Here is a 12,821-nt window from a genome sequence, read left to right as displayed (position 1 = left end):
CAGCCGAAAAAAATCTTGTTCTGCTGAGTAGAATTGTAAAACCCACAGTCCTTGTTCGTTACGCCGAAAACAGTCAATACGCCGACGTTTCGTATTAATTAAAACATACTCCTGCAAAGTATCCATCACCTGATAATCAATAAATTTATCACCCCGGTCAAAGGCTTCAGTAGAATCAGATAAAACTTCCACAATCAAACAAGGAAATCTTTTATAAGCAGGTGTTGCTTGGTCTCGTTGGTCACAAGTCACCATCACATCAGGATAGTAAAAACGATTCAATGATTCAATTCTCGCCTTCATATCCGCAATATAAACGCGACAACCTGAACCCCGTAGGTGATTACGCAGTAGTGCAAACAGGTTTCCAGCAATAGTAACATGGGAATCTAGCGCCCCAGCCATAGCGTAGATGTAGCCATCAATATATTCGTGTTTGGTGCTACTCTGTTCCTCCATTTGTAGATATTCTTCAGGAGTGAGGTAAATTTCCGGGGAAGCAACCATATTACAAACCTCCATGTATAGACTTTGTTACTGGGATTTCATCCGCTAGCTAGATGTGAACAGCTTAAGCACTTTTGTAGCATACAGATGTAGTTTGCTGAAATTAATCATGTATGAACTGTTGCAGGCTGCCTTAGAAAGAGATGAAAAAATCGCCCTACATGAGTTTATTTTAGAATTAAGTGCTTTAGGTAAACATTACTTTTTAAGAAATGAGATTTTATCTGCTTTTGGGACATACTGTCAGCATTCCCAGAAGCCTCCTTATTTTTATCACTCTTCTTCCCTCGGCAGATTAATTCATAATACCCATGAAATGATTATAGAAGAAGAAAGTACTTGGTTTGTTGTCCGCCCTAGGATTGCCAGTCAAGAAGTATGGCGACTCCAACAAGATTTCTCTGGATTTGAGCAGATGACACCCCAAGGGTGGTTAGATGTAAGCGATCGCCTTGTGAATCGCTATCAACCCCACATTCTGGAAATTGATTTTCAACCCTTTGCAGAGAAATCCACCAGAATTAATGACCCCAGAAACATTGGTCAAGGTTTAGCCTTTCTGAATAGTTATTTATGCGAACAATTATCTAATGACACTGATTATTGGCTAGAGGTATTATTCCAAGCATTATATCAACTCAGTTATGATCATCAACCCCTGCTGATTAGCGATCGCATTCCTTCGGGTCTTCACCTAGCCAAACAAATTAAACAAGCCCTGAAATTTTTAGATCAGCGTCCCCCTGAAGAACCCTACAGCAATTTTCGCTCTCACCTCCAACAAATGGGATTTGAACCAGGGTGGGGTAATACAGTTGGGCGCATATCCGAAACCCTAGAACTTTTAGAACACCTGATTTACAACCCCCAACCAGCTATTTTAGAAGCATTTTTTGATCGTGTCCCTGCTATTTTCCGGGTTGTCCTCGTTTCCATACACGGTTGGGTTGGTCAACAAGATGTTTTAGGTAGAGATGAAACACTCGGTCAGCTAATTTATGTCTTAGAACAAGCCCGCAGCCTGGAAAATAAGCTGCAAGCAGAAATTAAACTAGCTGGTCTGGACTTATTAGGAATTAAACCCCATGTCATCATACTGACTAGACTGATTCCTAACTGCGAAGGTACAGAGTGTAATTTGCGGCTAGAAAAAGTCAAAGATACTGACAATGCCTGGATATTACGGGTTCCCTTTGGGGAATTCAATCCTGACATTACCAGCAATTGGATTTCTAAATATGAAATTTGGCCTTATTTAGAAACATTTGCCATAGATGCAGAAACAGAACTATTAGCTCAATTCCTAGGTCGTCCCCATCTGATTATTGGTAACTACAGTGATGGTAACTTAGTCACTTCACTTTTAGCCCGGCGCTTACAAGTCACTCAGTGTAATATAGCCCACTCTTTAGAAAAACCAAAACATTTATTTAGTAATCTATATTGGCAAGACTTAGAAGAGCATTATCATTTTTCGGCACAATTCACCGCCGATTTGATTAGTATGAATGCTGCCGACTTTATTATTACCTCATCTTATCAAGAAATTGTCGGCACACCAGACACCATAGGTCAGTATGAATCTTACAAGTGTTTTACCATGCCCCAGCTATATCATGTAATTGATGGCATTGATTTATTTAGCCCTAAATTTAACATGGTGCCACCGGGAGTCAGTGAAAAAATATTTTTCCCCTATAGCCAAACAGAAAAGCGAGATCAGGAACTTACCAGCCAGGTATATGATTTAATTTTTCACCGTGAACAACAGCAAATCCTAGGCTATTTAGATCATCCTACCAAGCGCCCCATCCTCACAGTTGCACCCATTACCGCCATTAAAAATCTAACCGGCTTGGCTGAATGCTTCGGTAAAAATCAGGCATTACAAGAACATTGTAACCTGATATTATTAACTAGTAAACTATATCCAAACCAAGCCAGAAACCCAGATGAAGCGCGGGAAATCCAAAGACTTCATGACATAATCAATCAGTATAATCTCCAGGGCAAGATTCGCTGTATAGGAATGCGCTTGCCTAGCCGTGACCTGGGAGAAGCCTATAGAGTAATTGCTGATGCCAAGGGAATTTATGTTCACTTTGCCCGCTTTGAGGCTTTTGGTCGGAGTATTCTAGAAGCAATGATTTCCGGTTTGCCAACTTTCATTACTCAATTTGGCGGTGCTTTAGAAATTATTGAAGAACGAGAAGATAAATTTCATATTAATCCTACAGACTTAGAAGCAACAGCCCAGAAAATTTTAAACTTTATTGATCAATGTGATACTCAACCAGAACGCTGGGCAGAAGTTTCCCAGAGTATGATTCAGCGAATTTTGAATAAATATAATTGGGAAATAAACACCAGTCAAATACTATTGTTAGCGAAAACATTTAGCTTTTGGAATTTTGCGGCTCCGGAAAATAACGCAGCTAAACATCGATATATAGAAATGTTATTTCACCTGATTTTTAAACCGAGAGCCGAAAAAATTTTAGAAAAACATATGCAGAGTTATCATGAAAAATAGTCATAATCATTTTATATATACAGATTGGATATTAATTGAAACTGAATTTGATCCTGAGCAGTTACACGCTAGAGAAACCGTCTTTACCATCGGTAACGGATACTTGGGAACAAGGGGCAGTTTTGAAGAAGGTTATATTCGTGCATTACCGGCTACTTTTATCCACGGTGTCTATGATGATGTTCCGGTAGTTTATACAGAACTGGCTAACTGTCCAGACTGGTTACCATTAGTACTAAGTATAAATGGCGATCGCTTCCGTTGGGATCAGGGAGAGATATTGCTATATGATAGACAACTTGACCTGCGTCAAGGCAATCTCACTCGTTCTGTGCGGTGGCGCAGCCCCAGTAGTAAAACCATAGACATTCACTTTGAACGCTTTGCTAGTTTAGCTGACCAGCACGTATTAGGGCTACGCTGTCAAATAACCCCCGTAGACTTTGATGGCATGATTGAGATTCAAGCCAGTATTAACGGCTACCCTGAAACCCAGGGTTTTAATCACTGGGAAGCAATAGACCAGGGTAAAACAGAACCGGGAATATGGTTACACAGCCGGACTCGCGGTTCCCACATTGATATAGGCATGGCAGCCAGGCTGGTAATATCGGGAACAGAAGCAGCTTTAACAGCACACACTGCCCCTGGCTACCCTACTTTAGGCGCGACTTTTTTCGCCACAACACAGCAGACAGTAACAGTAGATAAAGTTGTTACAGTTTTCACGTCACGGGATACTAGCCAACCAGTCTCAGCAGCCCAACAAAAACTCGCCCAATTGCCAAACTACACCACCCTAGCTCAAGCCAACGCCCAAGCCTGGGATGAAGTTTGGCAGTATAGTGATATTGTGATTTCCGGGGATAGTAAGGCTGCTTTTGCTGTTCGTTATAATCTGTTTCAGCTGCTAATTGCCGCTCCGAGACATGATGAAAAAGTCAGCATTCCCGCTAAAACTCTTTCCGGGTTTGGCTACCGTGGTCATATTTTTTGGGATACAGAAATTTTTATTCTGCCCTTTTTTACCTTCACCCAACCGACACTAGCGCGTAATTTACTCAGTTATCGTTACCACACTTTAAATGGAGCGCGACGCAAAGCCTCTCATTATGGCTATAAGGGAGCAATGTATGCTTGGGAAAGTGCTGTTACAGGGGATGAAGTAACACCACGTTGGTCATTGCCTAGTGATTTTTATGGTGAAGATATCAGAATTTGGTGTCGTGATCACGAAATTCACATTAGTTCTGATATTTCTTATGCTATCTGGTACTACTGGCAAGCAACCGGTAATGATGACTGGATGGAAAAGTACGGGGCAGAGATTATTTTAGATACTGCCATCTTTTGGGCTAGTCGAGTTGAATTTAATTCTGAGCAAAACCGCTATGAAATTCGTGGAGTCATAGGAGCAGATGAGTATCACGAATTCGTACACAATAACACCTTTACCAACCGCATAGTGCAATGGCATTTAGAAAAAGCCCTCATAGTTGATGATTGGCTGCATAAAAACTTCCCACAACGAGCTAGAGATTTAGAAGACAAACTACAACTGACCCCGAAAATAAAAAACCACTGGCAAGATATCGCCGCTAAACTGTGGATTCCTTACGACTCTTCCACAGGATTAATTGAGCAATTTGAGGGATTTTTCCAATTAAAAAATATTAACTTGAACCACTATGAACCACGCACACGGTCCATACAGGCGATTTTGGGTATAGAAGAAACCAATAAATGCCAAGTACTCAAACAGCCAGATGTATTAATGCTGTTGTACTTGATGCGGGAATCAGCAGATTTTCCCTACAATCAACAGTCATTACAAGCAAATTGGGACTACTACGCCCCCCGCACTGATATTACTTATGGCTCATCACTCGGTCCGGCAATTCATGCCATTTTAGCTGCGGACTTAGGCAAATCAGCAGAAGCTTATGAACGGTTTATGCAGGCAGCAATGGTGGATCTAGAAGATATCCGAGGTAACACCGCAGAGGGTATTCATGGGGCTAATGCTGGTGGAATTTGGCAAGCTGTGATTTTTGGTTTTGCTGGGATTCAACTAACAGAAAGTCAGCCTATAGCCAATCCCCATTTACCCCACAATTGGACAGGTTTAAAGTTCAAACTGCATTGGCGCGGTCAATGGCACGAGTTTGATATTCGTCCTCAACCAGTCAGCCGGGAGGAAAGTAACAAAGGATTTGTTTTGTTTGCTTCTTCTTTATCCTCTCTCCCTTTGAATATCCAAGGGGTGATATTTGATTTAGATGGTGTTTTAACCAATACCTCAGAATACCACTATCAAGCCTGGCAGAAACTAGCAGACGAAGAAGGTATGGAGTTTAATCGCCAAGCTAATGAAGCATTACGAGGTATATCCCGTCGCAGTTCGTTGATGTTGATTATTAAAAATAAAAAATATTCAGAGTCACAAATTCAGGAAATGTTAGAGCGTAAAAATCGCTACTATGTGGAAATGATTGCCAATATCACACCCAAGGATGTCTTACCAGGTGCAATAAGTTTGTTGAATGAATTGCGAGAACAGGGGATTAAAATCGCCATTGGTTCAGCTAGCAAAAATGCCCAGATGGTGGTGCGGCGTTTGGGCATTGCTGACCAAGTTGATGCTATTGCCGATGGTTATAGTGTCCAACAACCCAAGCCAGCACCAGACCTTTTTCTCTATGCTGCCCAGCAATTAGGAGTACTACCAAGCCAATGTGTGGTATTTGAAGATGCGGCTGCGGGTGTAGAAGCTGCTTTAGCAGCTGGTATGTGGGCAGTAGGTTTAGGTCCCGAAGAACGAGTCAGTGAGGCTCATGTTGTTTTGCCTAGCCTAGCTGGTGTGAGGTGGGCAAATTTGCAAGAGCAATTAAGAGAAACTGTGCAGCGGTGAGAATAAATTGGCAATTTTTTCTAAGGAGATGATTTTATGTTTAGAACGGGAAGAACGGGAAGAACGGGACAAATAGGGCAAATACTTCAATCAATGAAAAATATTCTTCAGCAAGTAATTAACTATATCTTGGGTGCATTTACGAGAATTTTTAGCCCCAGAGATGATGACTATCCAGCTACAGGAGTTCAACCTTTTGAAGGTGATCCGGCTGATAGAAGAAATGATTGAAAATTGACCAATGGGTTTTAAACTAGGTTTTAAACTATAGCTTTTAATAATGCTTGTAGTTTTAACTGCACTTCGGCCAACTCTTGGTCAGGGTCTGAATCGGCGACGATACCAGCACCAGCATATAGCCTGGCGCGATCGCCATCTATGAGGGCGGAACGAATGCTAACTATAAAATCGCAGTTACCGTCAGCATCTATCCAACCCAAAGGCGCAGCATATAACCCCCTCTCGAAGTTTTCGTAATGACGAATTTCAGCACAGGCTAAATCTCTAGCCGCACCGGCAACTGCTGGGGTGGGATGCAGTTGGGAGACAATCTTTAAGGGGTGGATGTCATCAGGAACGGTGGCTGTAATTGGTGTCCATAAATGCTGGATGTTAGATAATTGTCTCAGGCGCGGTGCTAATATTCGGGGTAACAAACCTAGCTCGGTTAGGCGTTGATTAATGAAATCAATCACTAAAGAATGTTCGTGTCTTTCTTTGATGCTATTTAATAGGAGGTTGGCATAAGCAGCATCTTCAGCTGGGGTTTTACCTCTGGGTGCAGAACCTGCTAAGGCATCGGAGATTAATTTTTGATTGTGAATGCTAATTAATCTTTCTGGACTAGCACCAATAAAGTTTTGCCCTTTACCGTTGCTGGTGGAGAAAATATAACAATTGGGATGGATTTTACGGAGATTATTTAATGATTTGAAGATTTGAAAAAAGTGGCTTGAAGTCACATCTAAGGCATTGGCTAGGACTATTTTACTTAAACAGCTAGAGCTAATTTTTTCTACTGCTGATGCAACTGCCCGTTTAAAATCTTCAGCATGGGTGACAGATTGTTGGCTTAGTTTATTTGGTAATTGTTGCCAATTAGTAAAAGAATATTCTAAAGACTGAATTTGGCTAACCTTATCATCCAAGTCCTGGATAATATTTTCTAGGTTGGTATTGGCTTTGATAATTACATTATTAACTAATATGCAGTTGTGATTTTTAACTGCTATTTGCCAACGAGGGAGAAAAATTGTCGCTGATGGAAATGGATAATCTATTTGGGAATTTTGCTCAAAAAAGCTGAAATAACAGAAAAAGTGAGGGGTGACAAAATTGGAATTACTGTTACCAAACTTAATAATATTTTTTAAACAAGATTTGATAAAATTTTCCGCTTGGTCAAAACGCTCTTTACCATCTATTTCTAATTTTTCTATGGTATCAATGGCTGCGATCGCTTGTCCTTGGCTCTGATTTTCCCAGTAAAAATTTATTTTATCTACTTGGGTAAGTTTATCTAACACGACTAGGGGATCTACCCAGTCAAGGGTGAGGGAAATACTCACAGTTTGCCGAGAATGATTCTTGAGGCAATTGGCTTGAACGTTTAACAGAAAATAGTATAATTCCTGGTGGTTGACAAACAAGTTGCGGCGACATGGTAAAACTGTCATGGATCTAGCAATAGTAAAGTTATTTTAAAGTTAAGTTTTTTACATCCTCCCCCAGCTAAAGCTAAAATGAATCTAGCTGTACGTATAGCTTTACCTAGCAGCTTATACTCTTCAGCAGTTCCCTCTAGCTTCGCCTCGAACACTGACATGGATAACCTCACCTCCTTTGCTCAATCTTACACAGCTTAGTATAGAATAAAGTTTTGATTGATAACAACATTTCAACATATAGCATTTCTTAAACACGTGAGATACAAAATGATCAAAGTATTGTAGTGTCGGCATCTTGCCTGCTAAGGATGTACCTCACTTGGGCAAAATTCGCTATAATCAAGACTTAATCACGACTGATGACGAAAAAACCAGCGGCAAATCCTCAAATTAAATTATGGATGGCGGCAATTAAACCGCCCATGTATAGTGTTGCTATCATGCCCATTTGGGTAGGAACAGCAGTAGCTTTTTCAGAAACAAAAAATTTTAATTTAGCAATATTTTCTACTTTTATAGCCGGGGCAATTTTAATTTTAGCCTGGGAAAATATCAGTAATGATGTATTTGATTCAGAAACAGGAATTGACAAAAATAAACATCATTCTTTAGTCAACTTAACCGGCAATAAGCTATTAATATTTTGGTTAGGCAACTTGTGTTTAGTGACTGGGTTACTGGGAATAATGGCCATCGGTATTTGGCAAAATGACCCTACTGTGGTGGGTTTAATTGTCCTATGCTGCGCCTTGGGCTACATATACCAGGGTCCGCCCTTTCGCTTAGGATACCAGGGTTTAGGGGAAATTATTTGTTTTTTTGCCTTTGGCCCTTTGGCCATAGCAGCAGCATATTACAGCCAAACTCAAAGTTGGTCAATGACTAGTTTAGCAGCCTCGGTGATTGTGGGCATGGCCACGAGTTTAATTTTATTTTGTTCACACTTTCACCAAGTTAAGGATGACATAGCAGCCGGCAAGCGATCGCCTGTTGTTCGTCTGGGTACAGCAAAAGCAGCCCAAGTGCTGTATGGGTGTACAGGTAGTATTTATGCTTTAATTTTGCTGTTTGTGTGGTGGGGAATGTTCCCAGGGTGGACGTTGCTGAGTTGGCTGAGTTTACCTTATGCTTTCCAGTTATGCCGCCATGTTCAACAAAATCATCATCTGCCGGACAAGGTAAGTAATTGTAAATTTATTGCGGTGAATATCCATTTTTGGTGTTGTTTGCTATTAGGTGTAGGATTTATGTTGGTGGGTGGATAAAATTTGTTTCACGCATTTGTTTAACCCAGAAACCAAGAGGGCTGGAGAGTGAAAGTTTATCATTTTGATTTTCGTTGCTATCGCAGACGGTTTTTACAACCCCTAGTTACTAGTCATGGGATGTGGCATAGCCGTGAGGGTATAATTATCCATCTGGGTGATCCTAGGGGTAGCTATGGAAGGGGAGAAATTGCCCCTATTAGTTGGTTTGGTTCGGAAACTCTAAAACAGGCTTTAGATTTTTGCTGCAAGTTACCGAGAGAAATCACAGAAGAGGTTATTTTCTCCATCCCGGATAGTTTACCTGCTTGTCAATTTGCTTTTGAGTCGGCGTTGTCAGGAATGGGGAAGTGGCCAGTTCGGGAAGATTCTTTTCCCTTATTCCCCAGTTCTTCTCCTCCGGATGCCGAATCTTTGACATATACTGGTTTGTTACCAGCTGGAAAAGCGGCATTAAACCAATGGAAAACCCTGTGGAAACGAGGATATCGCACGTTTAAATGGAAAATTGGCGTAGATGGAACTACTAAGGAGTTGGAAATTTTTGAGTTATTGACCCGTAGTTTACCACCTGCTGCTAAATTGCGATTAGATGCCAATGCTGGACTGAGCTATGAAGAAGCTAAATTCTGGCTAGAGATTTGTGACCATGTTCAAACAAATGTTGAATTTATTGAACAACCATTACCTGTGCAAAAGTTTTCAGAGATGCTGGAATTGAGTGCTAATTTTAAAACTGCCATCGCCTTAGATGAATCTGTTGCTACATTAACACAACTTCAGGACTGCTTTGAAAAAGGTTGGCGGGGGATTTTTGTGATTAAACCAGGGATAGCGGGTTCACCTTCTCGTCTGCGGCAGTTTTGCCAACAACATAAAATTGATGCGGTATTTTCTTCAGTATTTGAAACATCTGTTGGCAGACAAGCAGCACTTCAACTAGCAGCAGAATTATCTCGGTCAAATAGGTCGGTTGGTTTTGGCATGAATAATTCTTTAGAAAGTGCTGAACACAGCTTATTTAAATGTTGATACAACCACCTATAGTTTATTGGCATGAACTGAGTAACAGAGATTTTCTGATTTGTGAAAATAACTATCAACTCCAGGAAATAGCCTGTAAATTATATTTAGAAGCTCAGGCTAAATTTGCCTTGGGCAGAACTCCTAAAATCATACTCGCGGAACGTGAACCAGTGGTATTTATAGCTGGTTTCATGGCCGCTTGTGCTGCTAGTTGTCAGGTTTTTCTGTGTAACCCACACTGGGGTAAGAAGGAATGGCAACAAGTTTTAGATTTAGTACAGCCTGACTTGATTTGGGGAGACGGAGAACAAATAAACATCTCCACCCATTCCCCACCTTGTGCAGCAGCAATTGATCATCTATCCTCTCACCCATTGATCATGATTCCCACAGGTGGTTCATCGGGAAAGATTAAATTTGCTATCCATACATGGGAAACTCTCATGGCATCTGTACAGGGATTTACAGAATATTTTAAGATAACGCCAGTCAATTCTTTTTGTGTGTTACCGCTATACCATGTGAGTGGCTTAATGCAGTTTATGCGTTCCTTCACCACAGGAGGCAAATTAGCTATCCTACCATTTAAAACTTTAGGATCTGGTCAACTAGATTATATTCAACCGGGTAATTTTTTTATATCTTTAGTACCCACACAATTACAACGGTTACTAGAAAATGCAGAATTAACCAAGTGGCTATCTCAATTTAAAACTGTACTTTTAGGAGGTGCGCCAGCCTGGGATGAACTGTTGGCAAAAGCCAGATTTCACTGTATCAGTTTAGCGCCTACTTATGGAATGACGGAAACAGCTTCTCAAATTGCCACTCTTAAACCAGAAGATTTTTTCAATGGTAAAATCAACAGTGGTCAAATTCTCCCACACGCACAGGTCAAGATTCGCAATCAACAAGGTGAAATTTTAAATGCTAATAAAATTGGCAATATCACCATTCAAGGGCCATCATTAGCCCTGGGCTACTATCCGCACATCTGGGAAAAGGTTGATTATTTACAGGTAGACGACCTAGGTTTTTTAGATTCACAAGGTTATTTAAATATTGTGGGGCGCAGTAGCGACAAAATCATCACGGGCGGTGAAAACATCTACCCTAGGGAAATTGAAGCAGCAATTAGATCAACTGAAATGGTAATTGATGTTTGTATCATCGGCGTACCAGATAAATACTGGGGGGAAGCAGTAACAGCTATTTATATCCCCAAAGATACCCGGGTTTGTAGCTTAAAATTGCAAGCAGAACTACAGAAGAAACTCAGTAAATTCAAAATTCCCAAACATTGGATTTCTGTACCAACTTTACCCCGCAATTCCCAGGGAAAAATCAACCGCCAATACCTAGAAAAAATTACTAGGGAATATCTACAAGATATCCCCTGATGGGTCTGGGCGGTTTGCTTCTAACCACTGGATCATGTCAGCGGATAAATCCTGCTTATTTCTAGTTATGGTATTAATACACACGTGTCTAGTCACAGCTTTAGCCACTAGGACATCTTCAACTATGATATCATAAATAACCTCAAACTTATTCCCACCCAGTTGGTGAGAAATTAAACTAATGGTCAGTTTGTCCCCACAGAACATGGGGCGGAAAAAATCTACATTAGCATGAAGAATCGGAAAGCCTACTGATGGATGAGTAAAAAAAGATTTGATATCAATACCCGATGCTTCTAAAGATGCTTCGTAAGCTTCATGACAAATACACAATACATTAGCAAAATAAACTACTCCGGCAGCATCTGTATCTTGAAAACGAATAGTCCGGTTATAAGTAAAAGACATGATCACAAAGGTTGGTAGATATCCTCAGAACCGGGGTTGAGGTAGGGACGCTGTAAGTCAACCATATGATGGGCAAAATGTTGATTAATTAATTTCATGCGTTCATCTGTTGTATTTTTACCCTTTTGCCAAGCTTCTAACAAAGCATTGGCGACAATTTGACAACGGTTGAGCCCAAAACTTTCCTGGGGGGCAAATTTTTGGCTTGGTTCTTCGGCTAAACTCAGTCCTGGGGCTAAAAATTTAGTAAACAAGGGTATTTTAGCTTGAAAATGACATTGATACTCTCTATAAATAACCCGAAGAACTTTGCGAATTGCTGGATATTCATGGCGTTCAAAATAAAGTACACCAGAGTCATAGCGTCTGTATACCAAAGGATTATAAAGCACCTGAAAAGTAAAAGGAATATTGGCGGCATTGAGTTGTTGGGTCAGTCCATCCATGCAAGCGATCGCACCAGATGGGGTAAAATTAAAATGGATTCGTCCATTACCCAAATCCCCATCTGGGTTACTTCGCCGTTCTTGTCCCACGTTACTCACTGCTAAGTAACAGCCCTTCTGGACGCGATTTTTAGGCATCCAAATAGCTACTGATTCTCCCACCTTGGCAGATTTTTTACCGGGTTGTAAATGACAGTCTGGCTCTACATACACTGTCAAACCGCCCTTACTAACTGCTATAGTACCATCCGGTTCTAAGGTTAACACTTGCCAATGGGGGTCAAAATAACCTTTACCGTGATTGTTGTTATCTAATTGTTTGTAAAATTCCCAGTCAACATCCCCAATAGAATTAGTTTCTAAATGTTGATATCGCAAGCAATTAGCTGTTTTGATGTTAACTGCTAAAGTGCTTTGTAGAGATCCATTGTAATAGATGCCGTACAGGAAATTTCGCATTAATAAATTCAGATATTTATGCTGTAATTCCAGAGAATTATGTTTAAATCTGTGTGCTACTTTCCCTGGTAGACCATAGGGTTTATATTTGGGATGGTAAATAGCAAAATTGGACTTTATCTCGATATTACTAGCAATATCAAGTAGGGAAGTTTGCAAGGAACTGGTAGAAGAATTGATCATGATATAACCTGGTAAA

Annotated in this window: 11 protein-coding genes; 6 read left to right on the top strand and 5 right to left on the bottom strand. The window is 40.6% G+C overall.

What is annotated here, in order from left to right; all coding sequences use genetic code 11:
* On the bottom strand, window positions 1–507 hold a 507-nt coding region (locus NWP17_RS16335; RefSeq protein WP_280655928.1), incomplete at its 3' end, for a Uma2 family endonuclease.
* Between the two features lie 109 nt (window positions 508–616).
* Between NWP17_RS16335 and NWP17_RS16330 the strand changes: the two genes are divergently transcribed.
* The 3 genes from NWP17_RS16330 to NWP17_RS16320 are packed head-to-tail and all read left to right on the top strand — an operon-like array spanning window position 617 to window position 6,182.
* Window positions 617–3,040, top strand: coding sequence for a sucrose synthase (locus NWP17_RS16330; RefSeq protein ID WP_280655927.1), 2,424 nt, complete (start codon window positions 617–619; stop codon window positions 3,038–3,040).
* Entirely contained in the window at window positions 3,030–5,951 is a 2,922-nt protein-coding gene (pgmB, locus tag NWP17_RS16325; RefSeq protein ID WP_280655926.1) for a beta-phosphoglucomutase, read from the top strand. The genes NWP17_RS16330 and pgmB overlap by 11 nt, the downstream gene beginning before the upstream one ends.
* A gap of 36 nt (window positions 5,952–5,987) precedes the next feature.
* Window positions 5,988–6,182, top strand: a complete 195-nt coding sequence (locus NWP17_RS16320) for a hypothetical protein (protein WP_280655932.1) — start codon at window positions 5,988–5,990, stop codon at window positions 6,180–6,182.
* Window positions 6,183–6,211: 29 nt separating this feature from the next.
* Here the strand turns inward: NWP17_RS16320 and NWP17_RS16315 are convergent, their stop codons facing one another.
* Window positions 6,212–7,627: an isochorismate synthase gene (locus NWP17_RS16315; protein ID WP_280655925.1), complete on the bottom strand. Its 1,416-nt coding sequence runs from the start codon at window positions 7,625–7,627 to the stop codon at window positions 6,212–6,214.
* Window positions 7,624–7,776: a hypothetical protein gene (locus NWP17_RS16310; protein ID WP_280655924.1), complete on the bottom strand. Its 153-nt coding sequence runs from the start codon at window positions 7,774–7,776 to the stop codon at window positions 7,624–7,626. The genes NWP17_RS16315 and NWP17_RS16310 overlap by 4 nt, the downstream gene beginning before the upstream one ends.
* Before the next feature lie 201 nt (window positions 7,777–7,977).
* Between NWP17_RS16310 and menA the strand changes: the two genes are divergently transcribed.
* The 3 genes from menA to NWP17_RS16295 are packed head-to-tail and all read left to right on the top strand — an operon-like array spanning window position 7,978 to window position 11,309.
* Window positions 7,978–8,883, top strand: coding sequence for a 2-carboxy-1,4-naphthoquinone phytyltransferase (menA, locus tag NWP17_RS16305; protein WP_280655923.1), 906 nt, complete (start codon window positions 7,978–7,980; stop codon window positions 8,881–8,883).
* Between the two features lie 48 nt (window positions 8,884–8,931).
* On the top strand, window positions 8,932–9,915 hold the full coding sequence (locus NWP17_RS16300; protein WP_280655922.1) for an o-succinylbenzoate synthase: 984 nt from the start codon (window positions 8,932–8,934) through the stop codon (window positions 9,913–9,915).
* Window positions 9,909–11,309 (top strand): 2-succinylbenzoate--CoA ligase, encoded by a 1,401-nt coding sequence (locus tag NWP17_RS16295; RefSeq protein ID WP_280655921.1) that lies wholly within the window; start codon window positions 9,909–9,911, stop codon window positions 11,307–11,309. The genes NWP17_RS16300 and NWP17_RS16295 overlap by 7 nt, the downstream gene beginning before the upstream one ends.
* Here the strand turns inward: NWP17_RS16295 and NWP17_RS16290 are convergent.
* Together NWP17_RS16290 and NWP17_RS16285 are read right to left on the bottom strand one after the other, a co-directional pair.
* On the bottom strand, window positions 11,292–11,717 hold the full coding sequence (locus NWP17_RS16290) for an acyl-CoA thioesterase (protein WP_280655920.1): 426 nt from the start codon (window positions 11,715–11,717) through the stop codon (window positions 11,292–11,294). The genes NWP17_RS16295 and NWP17_RS16290 overlap by 18 nt on opposite strands.
* Window positions 11,718–11,719: 2 nt before the next feature.
* Complete coding sequence (locus tag NWP17_RS16285) at window positions 11,720–12,805, bottom strand: T3SS effector HopA1 family protein (RefSeq protein ID WP_280655919.1); 1,086 nt, start codon at window positions 12,803–12,805, stop codon at window positions 11,720–11,722.
* Window positions 12,806–12,821 lie beyond the last annotated feature (16 nt).

Origin of the sequence: Chrysosporum bergii ANA360D (genome assembly GCF_029891735.1) — a bacterium.
Taxonomy (GTDB): Bacteria; Cyanobacteriota; Cyanobacteriia; order Cyanobacteriales; family Nostocaceae; genus Umezakia; species Umezakia bergii.
The sequence above is the reverse complement of the archived record's forward strand: the minus strand, read 5'-3'. Positions and strand labels throughout refer to the sequence as shown.